The sequence below is a fragment of the Nonomuraea sp. NPDC050153 genome (assembly GCF_044460125.1).
GTDB lineage: Bacteria > Actinomycetota > Actinomycetes > Streptosporangiales > Streptosporangiaceae > Nonomuraea.
Genome location: NZ_JBITJQ010000002.1, coordinates 372,566 through 391,119, shown reverse-complemented (window position 1 = coordinate 391,119; position 18,554 = coordinate 372,566). Strand labels below are relative to the sequence as shown.

Below are 18,554 nucleotides of genomic sequence, written 5' to 3'. Positions count from 1 at the left end.
CATGCGGCTGCTTGTGGTGGAGGACGAGGAGGACCTGGTCGACGCGTTGCGCGTCGGCCTCGTCCGTGCGGGATACGCGGTGGACGTCGCCTACGACGCGCCTTCCGCGCACGAGAAGTTGCAGGTCAACGAGTACGACCTGGTCCTGCTCGACCTCAATCTGCCCGGCGGGGACGGCTTCCAGCTGTGCCGCAGCGTGCGCGCGGCCGGGCAGGGCGTGCGGATCATCATGGTGACCGCCCGCGACCGGCTGGACGACCGGGTGCGCGGGCTCGACGAGGGGGCCGACGACTACCTGGTCAAGCCGTTCGCGTTCCCCGAGCTGCTGGCGCGGGTGCGGGCGCTGCTGCGCAGGGACTCCGGCGCCGGCACGTCCGTGCTGGAGGTGGGCGGGCTGCGGATCGACACCGCCAGGCTGGAGGTGTCGCTGCACGGCAGGTCCCTGGCGCTCACTCCCAAGGAGTACGGGGTGCTGCACTACCTCATGCGCCGCCCCGGTCACGTGGTCTCCTCCGAGGAGCTGCTGGAGCACGTCTGGGACGAGCACACCGACCCGTTCACCAGCACCGTCCGCGTCACGGTCGGCAACCTGCGCCGCAAGCTGCAGGAGGAGGGCCTGATCGAGACCGTGATCAGCCGGGGCTACCGGCTCAAGGAACCGGCATGATCCACACCATCCGCTTCCGGCTCACGGTGCTCTACTCGGGCCTGCTCTTCGTGCTGGCCGCGCTGGTGCTCGGGGGCACCTACTACGCCGTCTCCAAGACCACCGACCAGCGCCCGATCACGACGGAGTTCGCCAAGACCTACAGCGGCACCACCTACCTCGGCAAGCGCGAGGTGGTCTTCGTCGAGGAGGTCGAGAACGCGGTCAACGTCAGGACGATGGCCACGCTGCGCGACTACTCGCTGATCACGCTGGCCGGCCTCTACGTCGCCAGCCTGGGCATCGGCTGGGTGCTGGCGGGCCGCGTGCTGCGGCCGGTCAGGTCGATCACGCGTACGACGGAGGAGATCCAGGCCACCGACCTCAAACGGCGCATCAAGCTGAACGGGCCGCGTGACGAGCTCAAGGACCTGGCCGACACGATCGACACCATGCTGGACCGGCTGGAGGAGGCGTTCAGGGCGCAGCGTCAGCTCATCGACGACGCCTCCCACGAGCTGCGCAGCCCGCTGACGATCATCCGGGCGAACGTGGACGCCGTGCTGGCCGCCCCCGAGGCCAGCGACGACGAGCGGTCCAGGGCCGTGGCCGTCGTGGACCGCGCCACCACCCGCATGACCAGGCTCGTCGAGGACCTGCTGGCCAGCGCCAGGCGGCAGGGCGGCGCGTTCGCCGACGCCGACCTCGACCTGGCCAGGGTGGTGCGGGAGGCGTGCGAGGAGTACGCGACCCCGGCCGCCGCGCGCGACCTGACGATCAGCCGTGATCTGGGCTCCGGGCTGGAGGCGACCGGCGACGCCGACGCGCTGCGCCGCGCCGTGGCGAACCTGCTGTCCAACGCCGTGCGCCTCTCGCCGCCCGGCGGGGCGATCCGGGTCGCGGCGGGCAGGTCGGAGGGCTGGCTGTGGGTCGCGGTCCGCGACGACGGCCCCGGGATCGAGGCGGCCGACCAGGCGCGGGTGTTCGACCGGTTCTGGCGCGGCGAGTCCAGCCGCCGCGACCGCCACACCGGCCTCGGCCTGGCCATCGTCCGCCAGATCGTGGAGTCGCACGGAGGGCGGGTGGCGGTGTTCTCGCGGCTGGGGGAGGGGGCCACGTTCGTGCTCTGGCTGCCGCCGCGAGACGGCGTGCCCGGCGCGCCGCCCCAGCACAATCCCCTCTAGGCGGAACGCCTGCGGCAGACCGCCCTTGTGACCAGGAACGCCAGCACCGGCACCACGAACACGGCCACCCGCAGCCCGATCACGACCATCGCGTAGGTGTCGTGCGGCACCGTGAGCAGCGCGGCCGGGGCCGGGGGCGGCTCGGGGAAGCCGGGCGCGGAGTGCATCGGCGGCGCCGCCTCCGACACCCACGTGCCCGCCCACAACACGGTGAAGAACGCGAGGACTGCGACGCCCAGCGCCGTGCGGACCGGGGCCTGCGACGGCCGGTCGAGCAGGTGGTGGTAGTCGCCGTCACCGGTGAAACGCCGTTCGAGGAACGGGTAGAGCAGCAGGATCCCGAAGAAGACCGTCAGGATCAGCGGCGGGATCCAGAGCCCGGGCTGCAGGACGTACCCGCCGATCGTGATCTCCCACGGCGGGACGAGCCGCTGCGCGCCGTCCAGCACCCCGTAGTACCAGAACGGCTGCGCCGACGGGACGTGGCCGCCCGCGCTGTACGCGCCGTGCTCCCACACCGGGTTGACCCGCACGAACGTGGCCAGCGCCGCGATGGCCCCCATCGTGAACAACGCCGTCGCGCCGTTCTTGACCGCGAAGTAGGGGAAGAACGGCCCGCCGGTGACCGTCCCTTCGGCGGCCGCCGTCCTCCTTCGCGCGTGTTCATGGTCGCGACCGCTTCGCTCGGTGTGCTTCTGGCGCCAGGTGAGGATCAGCGCGTGCAGCGGCACCACCGCCATCAGGATCCCCGGCACCAGCAGCACGTGGGTGACGAAGATCCGGGGAAGGACCTGCCCGGGGAACTCGCCGTCGAAGGCGAACGCCGACAGGTACGTGCCCACCAGCGGGATCGACAGCAGCAGCCCCTGCGCCTGCCGCAGCCCCGCCATCGCGAGCTGGTCGCCGGGCAGCGAGACGCCCAGGAACGACTCGAACAGCACCAGCCCGAACAGCACCACCCCGAGCATCCACGTCAGCTCGCGCGGCCGCCGGAACGCGCCGGTGAAGAAGACCCGGCACAGGTGGGCCACGATCGCCAGCACGAACACCGTCGCCGACCAGTGGTGGAGCTGCCGCATCAGCAGTCCGCCCCGCACGTCCAGGCTGAGCTCCACCGCCGAGGCGAAGGCCACGTCGGGGTTGGGCTTGTAGAACAGCGTGAGGAACGTGCCCGTCAGCACCAGCAGCGCGAACGAGTAGAGCGCCAGCTCGCCCAGCAGGAACGACCAGTGGCTCGGGAACAGCTTGCGCAGCTGAGGGCGGAACCAGCGGGCGAAGGGCAGCCGATCGTCAAGGTAGATCGCCGAATCGACGGCCGTTTTCGCGGATCCCGCGATGACCCGGGCACGCCGCCTGGGCTTGGTAGGAGTGGCCATGAGGGCCTCCTGATGGGGGTGTGATCCGATTCTGCACCCGTCCGCCACCTTTCTCAAGAATTGGTGTAAACCAATTGGTCTAAGCCAATTTGTGCCTTCTAGAACTTTAATTGGATTAGACCTGTCATGGGGCTTTGACCTGCACAAATGATGACTTGTACGAGGAGTGCAGTTTCATCATCAATTTCGCCGGTAGAGTCCGGGCAGAGGCGTTGATTGGAGCGTGTGGTGGCCAAGTACGTTTACGACTTCACCGAGGGCAACAGGAATCTCAAGGATCTTCTTGGGGGCAAGGGCGCGAACCTTGCCGAAATGACCAACCTCGGGCTCCCCGTTCCCCCTGGATTCACGATCACCACTGACGCCTGCCGTCACTACCTGGCGGCGGGCGCCGTGCCGGACGGCCTTGAGCAGGAGGTCGCCGAGCACCTGGACGCGCTCGAGAAGCAGATGGGCCGGCGGCTCGGGCAGGCCAACGACCCGCTGCTCGTGAGCGTGCGCTCGGGGGCGAAGTTCTCCATGCCGGGCATGATGGAGACCGTCCTCAACATCGGGCTCAACGACGAGTCGGTCCACGGCCTGGCCAAGCAGGCGGGCGGCAACGACCGCTTCGCGTGGGACTCCTACCGCCGGCTCATCCAGATGTTCGGCAAGACGGTGCTCGGGATCGACGGTGACCTGTTCGAGCACGCGCTCGACGCCCTCAAGGGCAGGCGCCAGGACACCGACCTCGACGCGGGCGAGCTGCAGGGGCTCGTGGAGACGTTCAAGGGCGTCGTCCGCGAGCAGACCGGCAAGGACTTCCCCACCGACCCGCGCGAGCAGATGCGCCTGGCCGTCATGGCGGTCTTCGACTCCTGGAACGCTCCCCGGGCCATCCTCTACCGCCGCCAGGAGCGCATCCCCGCCGACCTCGGCACCGCCGTGAACATCGTGGCCATGGTCTTCGGCAACGTCGGCAACGACTCCGGCACCGGCGTCGCCTTCACCCGCGACCCCGGCACCGGCAGGCAGGGCATCTACGGCGACTACCTGCAGAACGCCCAGGGCGAGGACGTGGTGGCCGGCATCCGCAACACGATCCCGCTGGAGGAACTCGAGCGCATCGACAAGCGCTCGTACGACGAGCTGCTCGGGATCATGGAGACCCTCGAGAACCACTACCGGGACCTGTGCGACATCGAGTTCACCATCGAGCGCGGCAAGCTGTGGATGCTGCAGACGCGGGTCGGCAAGCGCACGGCGGCGGCCGCGTTCTGCATCGCCACCCAGCTCGTGGACCAGGGCCTGATCACGATCGATGAGGCCGTCACCCGCGTCAACGGCGACCAGCTGGCGCAGCTCATGTTCCCCCGTTTCGACGGCGGCGCGGCCAAGACGAAGATCGCCAAGGGCATGAACGCCTCGCCAGGCGCGGCCGTGGGCAAGGCCGTCTTCTCCTCCGAGCGGGCGGTGGAGCTGTCGGCGCAGGGCGAGGACGTCATCCTCGTCCGCCGCGAGACCAACCCCGACGACCTGGCCGGCATGATCGCCGCCAGAGGCATCCTGACCAGCCGGGGCGGCAAGACCTCCCACGCCGCCGTGGTGGCCAGGGGGATGGGCAAGACCTGCGTGTGCGGGGCCGAGGAACTGGAGGTCTCCACCCGCGAGCGCCGCTTCACCGCGCCCGGCGGGGTGGTGGTGTCGGAGGGCGACGTCATCTCGATCGACGGGATGTCCGGTGAGGTCTACCTGGGCGAGGTGCCGGTCGTGGACTCGGCCGTGGTCGAGTACTTCGAGGGCGCCGAGCCGGAGGACGAGCTGGTCAAGGCCGTGGACCGGATCATGCGCCACGCGGACTCGGCCCGGCGGCTGGGGGTGCGGGCGAACGCGGACACGCCGGAGGACGCGGCGCGGTCCCGCCGGTTCGGCGGGCAGGGGATCGGGCTGTGCCGGACGGAGCACATGTTCCTGGGCGAGCGCAGGCAACTCGTGGAGGACCTGGTGCTGGCGTCGACGGACGAGGAGCGCCAGGCGGCCTTGGACGCGCTGGAGCCGCTGCAGAAGGCCGACTTCACCGAGATATTTCGGGCTATGGACGGACATCCCGTCACAATTCGTTTGATCGACCCGCCGCTCCACGAGTTCCTCCCCGACATCGTGGACCTGTCCGTCAAGGTCGCCACGGACGGGGCCACGGACAAGGACCGCAAGCTCCTGGCGGCGGTGAAGCGCCTCCACGAGCAGAACCCGATGCTCGGCCTGCGCGGCGTCCGCCTCGGCCTGGTGATCCCGGGTCTGTTCGCCATGCAGGTGCGGGCCATCGCCCAGGCGGCGAAGGAGGTGCCGGGCGCGCGGCCGGAGATCATGATCCCGCTGGTGGCGGCCGTACAGGAGCTGGAGTCGGTACGTGAGGAGGCGGCGAAGATCCTCGCGGAGTCCGGCGTGGAGGCCCTGATCGGCACCATGATCGAGGTCCCCAGAGCGGCCCTGACCGCGGCCCAGATCGCGGAGGCGGCGGAGTTCTTCTCCTTCGGCACCAACGACCTGACCCAGATGACGTGGGGCTTCTCGCGGGACGACGTGGAGGCGGCGTTCTTCTCCCGCTACCTCGACCAGGGCATCTTCGGCGTCTCCCCGTTCGAGACCCTGGACCGGGAGGGCGTCGGGCGCCTGATCAAGATCGCGGTCGAGGAGGGCCGCTCGACCCGCCCGGACCTGCACCTGGGCATCTGCGGCGAACACGGGGGCGACCCCGACTCCGTCCACTTCTGCCACGACGTGGGCCTGGACTACGTCTCCTGCTCGCCGTTCCGCATCCCGGTGGCCCGCCTGGAAGCAGGCCGCGCCGCCCTGGCCGACTCGGACTCCGACACCCGCTGACCCTCGCTCGCTCCGCCCGCCGGCACCCACCCGTTACCTGGTTACCGGGTGGGCCCGCTGGAGCCCGCCCTGAGCGGTCCTCGCTGACACTCGGGCGTGCTGATGGGGCTCGCGGCTTCGCCCCGAGCCCTGGGCGAGGTGGCCTGCCGTGGGCCATGAAGCCAATACTCAAAAGGCAAAGCGGCGGGAAAAGTCACCAAGAACAGGGCAGGAGGGGAGGGCTTGAGTAGGTAGGCGCTGGGGGCGACGCCAGCCGGGTGAATACGAGCGGCGGTCGGAAGGCGCTGCTAAGCAGCGTGAGCTTCGAACGAGACCGATCCGACATCATGGCCGGAGGTGAGCCGGACGTCGGCGTCCAGGGCGGCGGCCAAGCGGCGTAGCAGCGCGATGGTCGGTGTCGTCCCGCCTTCCTCGATGCACTCGATCTCGTCCTCGGTCATCCTCGCCTGACTGGCCACCTCTGCCACGCTCAGGCCGAGTGCGACGCGACGATCGTAAAGCGCCTTACCGAAGGCCAACGCCTCGCGGATGGCGATACGCTCGGGATCTTCCGCCTGCTCAGAAGGGCGGACCCAGCGAGTGTGGTAGCCGGACATCACACGTGCCTTTCAAAGGTCTGGGTCACCGGACCCCAATGATCCCGCTCGCAGAGCTTCTGCGCTCGGACTGCTCGGTCGATCTGCCTTTGATCATGCTGCCTGGCCTTGCAGAAAACCGTGAGCAGCACGATTGTCCTGTTCGTAGTACACCAGTACGTTACCCGAGCAGCGATGTCACGAAGCCGTAGCCGCAGTTCCCATACCTGTCCCTCCAAATGATCCGACCACGGTCCGCCGAGCTCGAGGCCCTTCTCCGCCAACATGCCCGCGACCTCATCGACTCTCTTGAAGTCGCTATCACTGAGCCTGCCGAGCCATTGCTGTACCTCAGGTTCAAGTTCGAAGTCATATAGCCCTCGCATTACCCATCCTTCCTTGTTCGTTACTAACGGTAACGAGTGTGCGCGTTGCGCTGGATGTGGTTCGCGGAATGCCCTACTTATCCCGCTGATGCTCGGGCGCATGATGGATGGGACTTGCGGCTTCGCTCGGAACCGGAGGCGCGCTCAGTACAACGTCACGACGGGCCGGTGCGCCGCTGCCGAATTGGGTGTCGAGACCAGGGCGGTCTCGGCGACCTCATGCCCAAGCAGGGGGACGTCCACGCGGCCTGACGGCACCTCAAGATCGCCGATGCCGATCGTCAGCGCGTCAGCGCGGTGCCCAGCAGGCGGATCACCTCGGCCTCGGCCGGATCGGCGTCGTCGCCGGCCGGTGCGTGTTCGGTGATGGCGGCGCCGACGATGTCGTCCACCCGGGAGACGAGGTCGATCAGTCGCTGCGGTTGCACGCCGTTCGGCTCCGGGTAGCAGGTCGAGCCGAAGGCGGTGGGCTCCAGGACGTCCAGGTCGATGTGGACGTACACGGGGCCGCGCAGCCCGTCGAGCGCGCGCTCCAGGTCGTCGACGCCGTACCTGCGCAGGCCGGTCTTCGCGAGGTACTCGTGCTCGGACACGTCGCCCGCCCGCTCCCCTGCGATGATCACCTGCTGCGGCCTCAGCGGCTGCTCCGGCGTGAGGCCGGTCGGGGCGTCTCCGAGCAGCGCGCGCACCACCATCCCGTGAAAGGCGCCCGACGGCAGGGTCTGCGGGCTGTAGACGTCCGGGTGCGCGTCGATCCACAGCACGGTCAACGCGTCCCCATAGCAGGCGTGGGCGGCGGCGATCGGCGGGATGTCGACCGCGCAGTCGCCGCCGACGGTGATCACCCGGTCGTCGATGCCGGCCAGCGCCTTCCTCGTCAGCCGCTGGTTCTCCACGAGGACGTCGTAGGCGCGAATCCCGGCGGACTTGTCGCCGCCGGTCTCAAGCACCGGCACGGTCACCACCGCGTCGGCCGGAACGAGCGCGGCGGCGCGGTGGGCACCGGCCGTCAGCCGTGGCGCGCTGCTGGACGCCGAGCCTTGCCATTGCGGTACGGAGAGCACAGTCGTCATGCGGCGACGATACGAGGCGCCGGAATCCAAGGTCCAGATCATTTCCATGTCGGCCGACACCGGCCGGGGCGCCATCCTGGCGAGCGACGGTCGGTCACCGGCGTTGCCGGAACGGATCCACGAGGCCGGCTCGCCGGCCCCAGGAGCACGCCCCAAGGCGGGCCAAGGGCCGCATGGCCGGATCTGTGGGGTAGCCGTCCTTGTGGACATCTCGTCGGGGCCGCCAGGGTTGACACCGTGAAGGATCTGGTGGTGGCGCTCTATGACGGCGTGGTGTTGCTGGACGTGGCGGGGCCGGTGCAGATGCTGCACGGCTCCGGTGGTTACCGCATCCGGCACGCGTCCGTCGACGGGCGGCCGGTGCGCACGGATGTCGGTGTGCCGCTGGGAGCGGACCTGGCGCTGGGCGAGCTCGACGGGCCGATCGGCACGCTGCTGGTGCCGGGGTACGCGCCGCTCGACGGCGACCGCCCCGGCGAGGCGTTCCTGAACGTGCTGCGTGACCTCGGAGGTCGCGCGCACCGGGTGGCGTCGGTGTGCACGGGCGCGCTCCTGCTGGCGGAGGCCGGGCTGCTCGACGGGCGGCGGGCCACCACGCACTGGGCCGCCTGCGCCGAACTGGAGTCCCGGTTCCCGCGGGTCACCGTGGAGCCGGACGCCATCTTCGTCCGGGACGGGCCGGTCGTGACCTCGGCGGGCGTCACCGCCGGGATCGATCTGGCGCTGGCCCTCGTCGAGGAGGATCACGGGCCGGACCTCGCGCGTGCGGTGGCCAAGTACATGGTCGTGTTCCTGCAGCGGCCGGGCGGCCAGTCGCAGTTCAGCGTGCGCGGGGCGGTCCCCACGGTCCGCCACCCGGCGCTGCGCCGCCTCCTGGACGCGATCACCGCCGAGCCGGCGGCGGAGCACACCCTGGCCGCGATGGCGGCCCGGGTCACGGTCAGCGAGCGCCATCTGACCCGGTTGTTCCGCCGTGAGATCGGGCTCACCCCCGGCCAGTACGTGGAGCAGATCCGGGTGGAGGCCGCCCAGGCCCTCCTGGAGACCACGGCCGACGGAGTGGCCTCGATCGCCCGCAGGTGCGGTCTCGGATCCGACGAAACGATGCGCAGGACGTTCCTGAAGGTCCTGCGCATCACGCCGACCGCCTACCGCCGGCGCTTTCGCACTTCCCATCTCCCGACGACCCCGACGACCCCGACGACCCCGACGACCCCGATGACCCCGATGACCCCGAAGGAGACCGCATGAGCTCATCCCCCGACCGCCGCACGGTGCTGGGAGCCGGCCTGGCCGGGGCGGCGGCCCTGGCGATCGGCACACCCGCCGCCGCCGAGAGCGGGCCCGCCGACCTGTCCTTTCCCGCCACCCGCGTCGCCAAGGCGGCCCGGCAACTGGTGACGGACGCCCAGCAGCCGTACCTGCGCAACCACAGCCTGCGCGGCTTCCTGTTCGCCCGGGCGGCCGCCGCCCAGACCGGACGCCTGCCGGGCCGCGACTACGACGCCGAGGTCATGTTCCTCATCTGCGTGCTGCACGACATGGGGCTGACCACCCGCGCCGACACCGGCAGGCGCTTCGAGGTCGACGGCGCCGACTACGCCGCCCGGTTCCTGGAGCAGCACGGCATCACCGACGCCCGCGTCGACACCGTCTGGGACGGCATCGCCCTGCACACCTCCTACGGGCTGCACGATTCCCCGGTGTTCGCCCGCCGCCGCCCGCCGGAGATCGCGATCGCGCACACCGGCATCGGCATCGACCTGACCGGCGGCCCCGGCGACCTGCCCGCCGGGTACGCCGATCGCGTACACGCCGTCCATCCGCGCCACGGCGGCGCCCGTGCTCTTACCGACGCCATCGTCGCGCAGGGCCTGGCCGATCCGCGCAAGGCGCCGCCCATGACCCTGCCGGGCGAGATCCTGCACCAGCGGCATCCCGAGGCGCCCTATATCACCTGGCAGGACTTCCTCGACGCCGGCGGCTGGAACGACTGAAGGCCCAGGCATCCCCTGCCCCCCAAGGCAGGGGATTCCGTTGACCGTGGCCGCCGCAGTAGGGGCTCGTGGCCTGCTGCGGTGCGGTGACGAACCGCAGCCCGGCCGACGGCGGACAGCCGGCGCCGGCCACGGGCCCCGATCCGGCTAGACGGGCAGCAGCCGCATGAGAGCGTTGCGCGGCCCGGCCAGGCGACCGGCTCCGGCCAGGCGGGTCATCCAGCTGGAGGCGGTGACCATCCGCTGGGCGGCCGGGCGCCGCCGCGCGTCATAGGAGAGCAGCGCCCTGGCCACGTCGCCAGGGTGCGTGCGCAGGCATTCGGCGAGCTCGACCGCGTCGAGCAGTGCCTGACAAGCGCCCTGCCCCAGCGCAGGGGTCATCGCGTGGGCCGCGTCTCCTATCAGGGCCACGTTCTCCGTGACGTAGGACGCCAGTGGCGGCGCCAGGTCGTGGACCTCGTGCCGCAGTACGGCACCCTCCTCGGCGGACGCGAGCACGCGCGGGATGGGATCGTGCCAATCGGCGAAGCGTGCGCGCAGGTCGTCGAGACTCTCGCGGACCCCTTCCGGGGTGCGCACGGGCGCGTACCAGTTGGTCACCCCCGGAGCCTGCGGCGTCATCCCGAACATCTGCCCGCGTCCCCAGGTCTCGCCGTAGTCCTGCGGCTCGAAGCCCTCGATCACGCCGCGCCACGCGACGATGCCCGCGTAGCGGGGACGGGTCGCGGCGCCGAAGAACGCCTGGCGCACCGCGCTGCGCACCCCGTCGGCACCGACCACCAGGTCATGGTCGGCGCGTAGCGCGGCAGGGTCGGTGATCTCCACGCCCGTGCTGATCGTCGCCGGGTCCACGTGCTGCATCAGCATCTCGATCAGCGAGACCCGGGACAGCATGCGAACCGGCGCCCCTCCACGCCGTTCGATGCGTTCCAGCGGCAGGTCGGCCAGCCGCCTGCCGTCGGGAGTGCTGATCCGCGCCCGCCGATAGGGGACGGTGCGCTCGCGCAGTTGCTCGCCCAGCCCCAAAGTGGCCAGGGCGGCCTGGGCGTCCGGGCGGATGCCCAGCGCCGTGCCTTCGGCGACGACCCGGGGCCACCGCTCGAAGATCGAAACCTCCCAGCCGATCGCGCGCAGTGCGATCGCGGTCGTCAGCCCACCGACTCCGGCGCCGACGACGACAGCTCTTTTCATCTCAATCACCACATATGTGGTACCACAGCTATGGTGGTTGTACAAAGCGGGAGGATGGCAGCCATGGTGGAGAACAGGGACCGTCGCGACCGGTTGCGTGACGCGGCTATCGAGGTGCTGGCGGGGGAGGGCGGCAGGGGCCTGACCCACCGTGCGGTGGACCGTGCCGCCGGGCTGCCGGAAGGCACGGCCAAGAACTACTTCCCGACCCGCGACGGCCTCCTCCAGGCCACCGCCGAGCGGTGCGTCGAACGCTACTGGAGCGACCTTCAGCAAGCCGAGATCCACACAGTCGAGGAGTTGCTCGCGCTGTTGCGCCTGATGATCGAGCGGGCGACGACGGTCAACCGGTCCCGAGTCCTGGCCTACATCGAACTGCACGCCGAGGCCGCCAGGAGCCCTGAGGTGCAGCGGACTCTGGCCCGGCTCTCCCGCGCCGACCTGGACCTGCACCTGGCCGCTCAGCAGGCCGCCGGTCTTCCGGCGACCCGGCACAGCGCCGCCGTGGTGACCCTGGCCGTCAACAGCGCACTGACCTACCTGCTCACCCAGCCGCCCGACGTACTCGTCTCGTACGGGCTCGACGACCTCGGCCGATTCCTGAGCCGCGTCATCGCCTCGGCCTACCCTCGCCACTGAAGCCGGCCGGCGCTCGATCCGGCGGAACACCCGGAGGCCGGCGTCGGGGGCCCGCCCGCCAGGCGTGGCCGATCAAAGGTCGCGGCGCCTATTGGGCGGGGTCGGTCTCCAGGAGGTCCAGGTCCGGGGGGACGAGGGTGGTCGACTCCACCAGGCCCCTGAGGAGGTTGTGCAGGAGGTTGTTGTCGTACGGGCGGCCCTCCGAGCGGTCGTGGCGGAGCGGGTACGGGAAGCCGGCCGCGTGGAGGCGGTGCCGTACGGCCTCGATTCGGTCCTCGATGATGCCCGCCCGCCATTTCTCCCCGGGACGCAGGTAGGCCAGCCGGGCCTCGGCCTGGTTGTACGTCAACGGCCGCGGCGACTCCTCGTACAGCAGATAGCGCTCGCCCAGGACCACCAGGAGCAGGCGTTCCGCCTCGCTGAGGCCCCAGATCTTCGGCGGGTTGGTCTCGGCGGAGTGGAGGTCGGCCTGCGTGTCGCCGAGGGAGCCCGTGACGTAGAGCTCCACCAGGTGCTGGCGGTACCCCGAGCCCCTGATGAACAGCGGGGTGTAGCCCGGCGCCAGCGGGATGGGGTCGGTGGACCGGTGCACCAGCTGGCCGCGCGGCAGGCGGACGAGCTGCCGGCCCACGTTGCGCAGCCACCACCGGCTGTCCTCGTACGTCACCTCGGCGTGCAGGCGGCTCACCGACTGGTCGTCCGCGCCCACCCGCAGATCGACGTTCGGGCGCTTGTCGCGGCCGAACCGGACGTGGCGGCCCGGGCGCGGCGCGACCCTGATGCCGCCCATGACGGTGCGGGCGTGCAGCGTGCCTGGGACGGCCGGGTCCACGCCGTGAGCGAGGCTGTGCGGAGCGCTCATCTGTTCGCCTCCTTGGTGCTTGTCCGACGCAGCCATATGGTCCCCCGACCTCTCCGGGACCCTCCCCGGGAGCGTGCCGTCAGACGCCGCGCAGCTCGGCGGTGGCCGAGCGGGCGAGGGCGGTGGCCATCCCGCACAGCCGGCCGACGGGGCGCGAGCCGCCGACCACGAGGAGCACCTTCTCGACCGCCGTCTGACCGTTCTGATCGGCGTACGCGCGGAAGATCACCTCCAGCTCGCACGTCCGGTCCTCCCGGTCCGGCCGGACGAAGGCGCGGTAGCCGTTCATCCGGGTGACCGTGCCGTCCTCGGCGTTGGGCGGCCGGCCCCGGTCGTAGCTCAGGTCGACCCAGGTGTCGCTGGTGGTGCTGTCCCATTCGCAGTCCCAGCCGCCGAACCCGACGTCCGGGTCGGTGGCGTCGATGCCCGGGACGGCCTCCAGGGACTTCCCGGACAGCAGCGCGCAGGCGTACCGCTGCGCCAGCGACGTCTCCGGGAGAGGCGGCGAGCGGCGCTTGAGGGGGCCATGGTCGAGCGCCTGCGCCGCGACGGTGGCGGCGGCGTCGGCGATCTCGCACAGATCGGCCTTGCCCCCGTCGTCCTCCCACCGCGTCCGGATCTTCACGATGACGTCGTGCACGCCGGGCAGCACGAGCGTCCGCGAGCACTCGCCGCTCTCGGCGGGGTCGTCGACCACCTTGATCCCGCCCACGTTCCGCGCCGCCACGGCCTGCTCGGGAGGGGGGTCGTGGTTGAGGTCCGCCATGACGTCCACGACTCCGCCGCCCGGAGGGGACACCAGGACGTCGCACCGGTCGAAGTTCCCGTAGTCGAGGTCGACCTCGGTCCTGCCGAAACGGCCGAGTGCGGCGGCGTCGGTCATGGCGCAGGGATCGGCGCTGCGGTGGTCGCCGAGCGTCAGGTCCGCCGCTCTCACGGGGGTGGACGGGGCCGAGGACCTGGGCGGCGGCGCGTCGCGCTCCTTGAGGACGGACCCGGCCGCGATCAGCAGCGCCGCGACGGCCAGGGCCGCCACGAGGAGCGTGCGGGCGGGGAACCGCCGTGGGCTCCGGTCCCGGGGGAGCGAAGGGGCGGGCAGGGGCGTTCCGGCGAGCTCCGCCAGCCGCCGCCGCACCTCCCCGATCGCCGGCCGCTCCCGGAGGTCCAGCCGCAGCATCTCCCGCAGCAGCCCGTCCAGCGGCCCCACGTCCGCCGTCAGCGCGGCATCCGAATGCGCGGCCTTCCACGCGACGATGTCGGCGTCCGGCTCCGCGTCGCCGGCCCCCCGGCGCGGCGGACGCCCGGCGACCAGCGTGTAGACGGTGGCCCCGAGGGAGAACACGTCGGACCTGGGGTCGGGCTGCCCCCTGATGACCTCGGGGGCGGCGTAGGCGACGGTGTAGCTGATGGCGCCGTTGGCCGTGATCGTGTCGCGCCCCCCGACCCGGTACGCGGCGCCGAAGTCGGCCAGCTTCACGACGCCGTCGTCGGATTCGACGATGTTGGCAGGTTTCACGTCGAGATGCACGATGTGCTCGGCGTGCATGGCGGTGAGCGCGTCCGCGATCTGCGCGCCGACGTGCGCCGCCCGCTCCGGCGACATGGTCCGGCCGTCCAGGCTCCCGCCGGGCACGTGCTCCATCACGAGCCAGAACGTGCCCGTCTCCGGGTCGTCCACCGTGTCGTGCAGGGTGACCACATGCCGGTGGTTGAACGCGGCCAGGGCGCGCGCCTCGGCGCGTAACCGGCTGGACCCGGGGCCGTCGGCCAGCAGGCGTTTGAGCACGACATCCCGGTCGAGGCTCAGGTCCAGGGCCAGCCAGACCTCGGTGGCGCTGCCGCTGATCAGGCATTTGACCAGCTGGTAACGCCCACCGATCGCCGTGCTCTGGCGCACCGCGATCCCCCCTCACCGGTCCACGGAACCTCGCCGCTCGGAGCGCTGGGTCCGAATTTACTGGGTGAGCGGGGAAATACGCAGCGTTTTGATGACGGCCTTCCTTCACTCGCGCGCGAACCCGCTGTCAGTGTGCCTGCCCAAGCGGCCACTTTGTCGGAAACCCTTGCCGCGTGCGGATCGTAGTCGTACCGTCACGGATAGCGTTTCCCGAGGCGTGGGGGTGGAGCTGTGGGGGAGGCACGAATGCGGGCGTCCTTTCGCGAACGGGGCGGCGTGATGTTCCCGCACATCGCGTGGCAGCTGGAGGCGATGATCGCGGCGATCATCGCCCACCGTCCGCACCTCACCCGTCCGACCGAGCAGGCGCTGCGGGCGGTGCCGCGCCACTGGTTCGTGCCGCCGGTGGGCGAGTCGCTCGAAGGCGACGGGCGCAGCGCGCTGATCGACCGGGAGACCGACCCGCCGGCCTGGTGGGACGCCGTCTACGCCGGGCGTCCGATCGTCGCCGACGACGGGTGCTCCTGCCCCGCCCCCTGGGCGGTCGCCGACCTGCTGGAGCTGCTGCGTCCCGCTCCGGGCCAGCGGGTGCTGGAGGTGGGCACGCGTACGGGGTGGACCACGGCCCTGCTGTGCCGGCTGGCCGGGCGGTCGGGGAGCGTGACCTCCATCGAGGCCGACGCCACCGTGGCCGAGCAGGCCGCCAAGAACCTGGCCGCCGCCGGCACCCTCCCTCACCTGGTCGTGGGCGACGGCACGGCGGGCTGGGCCGAGCGGGCGCCGTACGACGGGGTGCTCGCGACGTACTCCGCGCGCACCGTGCCGTACGCCTGGATCGCGCAGACCAAGCCGGGAGGGGTGGTGGTCACGCCGTACGGCGACGGGCACGCCCTGCGGCTCGTGGTCGGGCCGGACGGCACGGCCAGCGGCGGGTTCTCCCCGCTCGCGACCATGAAGCGGGCAGGGCTCGACTCGCCGCCGGGGGCCGTCCTCGCCATGGATGTACTCGCCGGGGACGTGCTCGCCGGGCGGCGCGACGCGTGCCGGACGTGGACGGACTGGGGCGAGCCGGAGCCGGAGCGGTTCGGCGTGACGATCACGCCCGGCGGGCAGCGGGTCTGGCTCGACAGCCCCGAGCGGGTGGTCGGCTGACGCGCCGAAATTCGGTTGCCCGGGAGCGGGGCCGCTTGTCAGGATGCGGCGGGTGCACATCGAGTTCTCCCGATTCTCCCCCGACGACGTCGAAGCGCTCGTCGACTTCCTCACCGGGCAGGAATGGCCCTTCCACGCGGGCGTCCAGGAGCCCGAGGCCGTGCGGAGGCGCGCCGCGGACGGCCGTTACGACGACGCGGAGTCCAGGACGTTCTGGGTGCTCGCCGACGGCGAGCGCGCGGGCCTGGTGCGGCTGCAGGACCTCGCCGACGACACGCCCCTGTTCGACCTGCGGATAGGGCGGGAGTGGCGGGGCCGGGGCCTCGGCGCCGAGGCGGTCGCCTGGCTGACCGGCTACCTCTTCGCCGAGCTCCCGCACATCACCCGGATCGAGGGCACGACCCGCCAGGACAACCACGCGATGCGGGCGGTCTTCCGCAAGAGCGGGTACGCCAAGGAATCGCACTACCGCCAGTCGTGGCCGGGCCGCGACGGCGCGGTCCACGACGCCGTCGGCTACGCGATCCTGCGCCGCGACTGGCTCTCCGGCACGGTGACACCCCCTGACTGGGACGACGAACCCCGCTGATCCAGGCGCGCCTGGCCGGGGGCGCGACCCGGCCAGGCGCGAGGGTCAGGAGGCCTTCCGGGGGCGGTGCCGGGTGACGGCGCGGGCGTGGGCCTCGGTCAGGAGGGGACGCGCCTGCTCGCCCGGGTTGACGATGGCGATCCAGCCCTGGGTCGCGTACTTGGGGTGGGGGACGACGCGGTCCTCGGCCGTGTAGTCGACGTCGGGGTCGTCGCCGATGAGCCGCTCCATCGCGGCGCGCCCGACGGCGATGTTGAGCCGGAACACGCCCGGCCTGTTCAGGTCGGAGACGGTGTCCCAGCCCGGGTAGTCCTTGATGACGATCGTGGCGAACGGCTGCCGGGGGTGGGTCTCCAGGGTGCCTTCCGGGTCGTAGAAGAAGAACGTGTCGCCCCAGGCGACCTCGGGAGCGTCGCTGTTCTCCTCGACGGTCTGGGTCACGACTCCGGGGAAACCGGACACGAACTGGATGATGTCGTTCTCAGTCATGCCTTCAAGTGTTTCATTGCACCACCCTGTGAGACTTTTCCCGCAAAACGGGCTTCCGGCCGCGTAAAAGTCTCAAAGCGCGTAGGTGCTCAGCTTGAAGGCGTGGCGGCCTGGGCGGGGTGCCCGGGGGAGGGCTCCTCGACCGGGACGTAGTCGTGGCGCATGCCGTGATCACCTAGCCATCGCCGGAGCCCGGCGACGGCCGCCGGGTCGGCCGCCACCTGGGCCGCGTACTCCGACAGCGCCACCTCTTCGCCGTCGTCGAACAGCAGGCGCGCCGGCCCCGACCACGACAGCGTCCACTTGGCCTCGCCGAGCTGGATCAGCACCGCCTCCAGCGCCTGCCCCAGCACCCCGGAGAGCAGGGTCTCCGACGCGTTCCAGCCCTGCTCGCGCAGGACGGCCTCCAGCTCCGCCTGCCGGCCGCGGGCGATCGCCTCGAAGGCGGCGTCCAGGTACGGCCGCGCGGCCCCCATGACCCGCTGGCCGGCGACCGCGAGGTCGTGGAGGGCGTCGGCGTTGCGGCCCGCGTACATGCCGTGCGCCACCAGCTCCTCCCACGGGACCGGCCGCAGCCCGGTCAGCGCGTCCGGCGTCCACATGGCCTGCTCGACGGCCTGCACCGCCACGTTCGCGTCGCGCAGCAGCGTCAGGGCGGACCGGGGGTCGGGCACGTGCGGCGGCTCCGGCAGGTGCTCGATGGCGGCCAGGCGCTCGGCCAGGCTCGGATGGGAGTCGTAGGGCGAGACCTCCTCCGGCTCCTCGCCCAGCTTGGCGATCTCGGCCTGCCGGTCGGCGTCGCTCATGAGCTCGTGGAAGCCCCCGAACACCGAGGCCGGCCGGGTGCCGCCCGCGCCGGTGAGCGACAGGTAGTTGGCGACGTACAGGTCCCAGCCGGTCGCGGTGGTCTGGATCTTGCGCAGCGCCCCCGCCATGGCCTGCCGCCCGCCGATCGCGACCGCGAACTGGTCGGCCTCCAGCTCCTGCCTGCGCGAGACGGCCTGCGAGATCCGCAGGTAGAGCTTGGCGTACCAGGTGAACAGGCGCTGGACGAACGGGTGGTTGCGCAGCCCCTGGACGGTGGCGATGAGGGAGACCCGCCCCCGGTAGACCGGGGCGCCCAGCCGCGTGTGCGCGCCGCTGTAGTGGCCCAGCTCGTGCCCCAGCACCGCGCGCATCTCGTCCACCGTCAGCGTCTGCAGCAGCGGCAGCCCGATGAACATCCGCCGCCGCGTCGCCTTCATCCCCAGCCAGCGCGTATCCTCCGAGACGGCCGCGTTCACCTCCGCCACCAGCCGGATCTCGTCCGGTGGCGCGGTGCGCACGCGCTGGGCGAGGTCCTCGACCGTCTGCCACAGCATGGGCTCGTGCTCGCGCCCGATCGGCACGCCCGGCTGCTCGCCGCCCTGGCGGCGGCTCACCACGAACAGGGCCCGTACGAGCGCGCCGGCCACCAGGGTGAGGACGATCGCGGCCTTGAGGGCGTTGACGTGGAAGTCCACGAGGAGCAGGACGTCGAAGAATATGGCGGCCACCAGGAAGAGGCCGATCAGAACGTAGAAGCCGGCGAGCAGGATGAAGGCCAGCACTGCTCGGAACGCTGTCGTCATGGGGGAGGGCTCCCGGGGAAGGGGTT

General features: G+C 71.2%; 17 protein-coding genes. 8 read left to right on the top strand and 9 right to left on the bottom strand.

Annotation, left to right across the window (positions count from 1 at the left end):
• Position 1 precedes the first annotated feature (1 nt).
• Both ACIBQ1_RS06035 and ACIBQ1_RS06030 read left to right on the top strand, forming a co-directional pair.
• A complete protein-coding gene (locus ACIBQ1_RS06035; RefSeq protein ID WP_397274879.1) occupies positions 2-667 on the top strand; it encodes a response regulator transcription factor in 666 nt (221 codons plus the stop codon).
• Positions 664-1,830: an ATP-binding protein gene (locus tag ACIBQ1_RS06030; RefSeq protein WP_397274878.1), complete on the top strand. Its 1,167-nt coding sequence runs from the start codon at positions 664-666 to the stop codon at positions 1,828-1,830. Before ACIBQ1_RS06035 ends, ACIBQ1_RS06030 begins: the two co-directional genes overlap by 4 nt.
• On the opposite strand, the gene ACIBQ1_RS06025 is transcribed toward ACIBQ1_RS06030, so the two are convergent.
• Positions 1,827-3,206 (bottom strand): cytochrome bc complex cytochrome b subunit, encoded by a 1,380-nt coding sequence (locus ACIBQ1_RS06025; RefSeq protein WP_397274877.1) that lies wholly within the window; start codon positions 3,204-3,206, stop codon positions 1,827-1,829. The two genes, ACIBQ1_RS06030 and ACIBQ1_RS06025, sit on opposite strands and share 4 nt — an antisense overlap.
• 228 nt (positions 3,207-3,434) lie before the next feature.
• Here ACIBQ1_RS06025 and ppdK point away from each other — a divergent pair, with 228 nt between their 5' ends.
• Complete coding sequence (gene ppdK, locus ACIBQ1_RS06020) at positions 3,435-6,068, top strand: pyruvate, phosphate dikinase (RefSeq protein WP_397274876.1); 2,634 nt, start codon at positions 3,435-3,437, stop codon at positions 6,066-6,068.
• 287 nt (positions 6,069-6,355) lie between these two features.
• Here the strand turns inward: ppdK and ACIBQ1_RS06015 are convergent, their stop codons facing one another.
• The 3 genes from ACIBQ1_RS06015 to ACIBQ1_RS06005 form a co-directional block, all read right to left on the bottom strand.
• A complete protein-coding gene (locus ACIBQ1_RS06015; protein ID WP_397274875.1) occupies positions 6,356-6,664 on the bottom strand; it encodes a helix-turn-helix domain-containing protein in 309 nt (102 codons plus the stop codon).
• Positions 6,664-7,029 (bottom strand): type II toxin-antitoxin system RelE/ParE family toxin, encoded by a 366-nt coding sequence (locus tag ACIBQ1_RS06010; RefSeq protein WP_397274874.1) that lies wholly within the window; start codon positions 7,027-7,029, stop codon positions 6,664-6,666. Before ACIBQ1_RS06010 ends, ACIBQ1_RS06015 begins: the two co-directional genes overlap by 1 nt.
• A gap of 281 nt (positions 7,030-7,310) precedes the next feature.
• Complete coding sequence (locus ACIBQ1_RS06005; RefSeq protein WP_397274873.1) at positions 7,311-8,102, bottom strand: arginase family protein; 792 nt, start codon at positions 8,100-8,102, stop codon at positions 7,311-7,313.
• A gap of 237 nt (positions 8,103-8,339) precedes the next feature.
• Here ACIBQ1_RS06005 and ACIBQ1_RS06000 point away from each other — a divergent pair, with 237 nt between their 5' ends.
• Entirely contained in the window at positions 8,340-9,353 is a 1,014-nt protein-coding gene (locus ACIBQ1_RS06000; protein WP_397274872.1) for a GlxA family transcriptional regulator, read from the top strand.
• Entirely contained in the window at positions 9,350-10,099 is a 750-nt protein-coding gene (locus ACIBQ1_RS05995; protein WP_397274871.1) for an HD domain-containing protein, read from the top strand. Before ACIBQ1_RS06000 ends, ACIBQ1_RS05995 begins: the two co-directional genes overlap by 4 nt.
• 147 nt (positions 10,100-10,246) lie before the next feature.
• Here the strand turns inward: ACIBQ1_RS05995 and ACIBQ1_RS05990 are convergent, their stop codons facing one another.
• Positions 10,247-11,290, bottom strand: a complete 1,044-nt coding sequence (locus tag ACIBQ1_RS05990; protein WP_397274870.1) for an FAD-dependent monooxygenase — start codon at positions 11,288-11,290, stop codon at positions 10,247-10,249.
• A gap of 63 nt (positions 11,291-11,353) precedes the next feature.
• On the opposite strand from ACIBQ1_RS05990, the gene ACIBQ1_RS05985 reads away from it, so the two are divergent.
• Positions 11,354-11,929 (top strand): TetR/AcrR family transcriptional regulator, encoded by a 576-nt coding sequence (locus ACIBQ1_RS05985; protein ID WP_397274869.1) that lies wholly within the window; start codon positions 11,354-11,356, stop codon positions 11,927-11,929.
• Positions 11,930-12,017: 88 nt separating this feature from the next.
• On the opposite strand, the gene ACIBQ1_RS05980 is transcribed toward ACIBQ1_RS05985, so the two are convergent.
• Positions 12,018-12,791: an FHA domain-containing protein gene (locus ACIBQ1_RS05980; protein WP_397274868.1), complete on the bottom strand. Its 774-nt coding sequence runs from the start codon at positions 12,789-12,791 to the stop codon at positions 12,018-12,020.
• 79 nt (positions 12,792-12,870) lie between these two features.
• Entirely contained in the window at positions 12,871-14,688 is a 1,818-nt protein-coding gene (locus ACIBQ1_RS05975) for a serine/threonine-protein kinase (protein ID WP_397274867.1), read from the bottom strand.
• 246 nt (positions 14,689-14,934) lie between these two features.
• Here ACIBQ1_RS05975 and ACIBQ1_RS05970 point away from each other — a divergent pair, with 246 nt between their 5' ends.
• On the top strand, positions 14,935-15,840 hold the full coding sequence (locus tag ACIBQ1_RS05970; protein WP_397274866.1) for a protein-L-isoaspartate O-methyltransferase: 906 nt from the start codon (positions 14,935-14,937) through the stop codon (positions 15,838-15,840).
• Between the two features lie 52 nt (positions 15,841-15,892).
• Positions 15,893-16,429: a GNAT family N-acetyltransferase gene (locus ACIBQ1_RS05965; protein ID WP_397274865.1), complete on the top strand. Its 537-nt coding sequence runs from the start codon at positions 15,893-15,895 to the stop codon at positions 16,427-16,429.
• Between the two features lie 45 nt (positions 16,430-16,474).
• On the opposite strand, the gene ACIBQ1_RS05960 is transcribed toward ACIBQ1_RS05965, so the two are convergent.
• Both ACIBQ1_RS05960 and ACIBQ1_RS05955 read right to left on the bottom strand, forming a co-directional pair.
• Positions 16,475-16,918, bottom strand: coding sequence for a DUF6194 family protein (locus tag ACIBQ1_RS05960; RefSeq protein WP_397274864.1), 444 nt, complete (start codon positions 16,916-16,918; stop codon positions 16,475-16,477).
• An 89-nt stretch (positions 16,919-17,007) separates the two neighbouring features.
• Positions 17,008-18,528, bottom strand: coding sequence for a M48 family metallopeptidase (locus tag ACIBQ1_RS05955; protein WP_397274863.1), 1,521 nt, complete (start codon positions 18,526-18,528; stop codon positions 17,008-17,010).
• Between the last annotated feature and the right edge of the window lie 26 nt (positions 18,529-18,554).

Excerpts from the sequence above, each read along its gene's own strand:
- ACIBQ1_RS06035 (WP_397274879.1), top strand. The coding sequence starts at position 2 with ATGCGGCTGCTTGTGGTGGAGGACGAGGAGGACCTGGTCGACGCGTTG.
- ACIBQ1_RS06030 (WP_397274878.1), top strand. The coding sequence starts at position 664 with ATGATCCACACCATCCGCTTCCGGCTCACGGTGCTCTACTCGGGCCTG.
- ACIBQ1_RS06025 (WP_397274877.1), bottom strand. The coding sequence starts at position 3,206 with ATGGCCACTCCTACCAAGCCCAGGCGGCGTGCCCGGGTCATCGCGGGA.
- ACIBQ1_RS06015 (WP_397274875.1), bottom strand. The coding sequence starts at position 6,664 with ATGTCCGGCTACCACACTCGCTGGGTCCGCCCTTCTGAGCAGGCGGAA.
- ACIBQ1_RS06010 (WP_397274874.1), bottom strand. The coding sequence starts at position 7,029 with ATGCGAGGGCTATATGACTTCGAACTTGAACCTGAGGTACAGCAATGG.
- ACIBQ1_RS06005 (WP_397274873.1), bottom strand. The coding sequence starts at position 8,102 with ATGACGACTGTGCTCTCCGTACCGCAATGGCAAGGCTCGGCGTCCAGC.
- ACIBQ1_RS05995 (WP_397274871.1), top strand. The coding sequence starts at position 9,350 with ATGAGCTCATCCCCCGACCGCCGCACGGTGCTGGGAGCCGGCCTGGCC.
- ACIBQ1_RS05990 (WP_397274870.1), bottom strand. The coding sequence starts at position 11,290 with ATGAAAAGAGCTGTCGTCGTCGGCGCCGGAGTCGGTGGGCTGACGACC.
- ACIBQ1_RS05985 (WP_397274869.1), top strand. The coding sequence starts at position 11,354 with ATGGTGGAGAACAGGGACCGTCGCGACCGGTTGCGTGACGCGGCTATC.
- ACIBQ1_RS05980 (WP_397274868.1), bottom strand. The coding sequence starts at position 12,791 with ATGAGCGCTCCGCACAGCCTCGCTCACGGCGTGGACCCGGCCGTCCCA.
- ACIBQ1_RS05970 (WP_397274866.1), top strand. The coding sequence starts at position 14,935 with ATGCGGGCGTCCTTTCGCGAACGGGGCGGCGTGATGTTCCCGCACATC.
- ACIBQ1_RS05960 (WP_397274864.1), bottom strand. The coding sequence starts at position 16,918 with ATGACTGAGAACGACATCATCCAGTTCGTGTCCGGTTTCCCCGGAGTC.
- ACIBQ1_RS05955 (WP_397274863.1), bottom strand. The coding sequence starts at position 18,528 with ATGACGACAGCGTTCCGAGCAGTGCTGGCCTTCATCCTGCTCGCCGGC.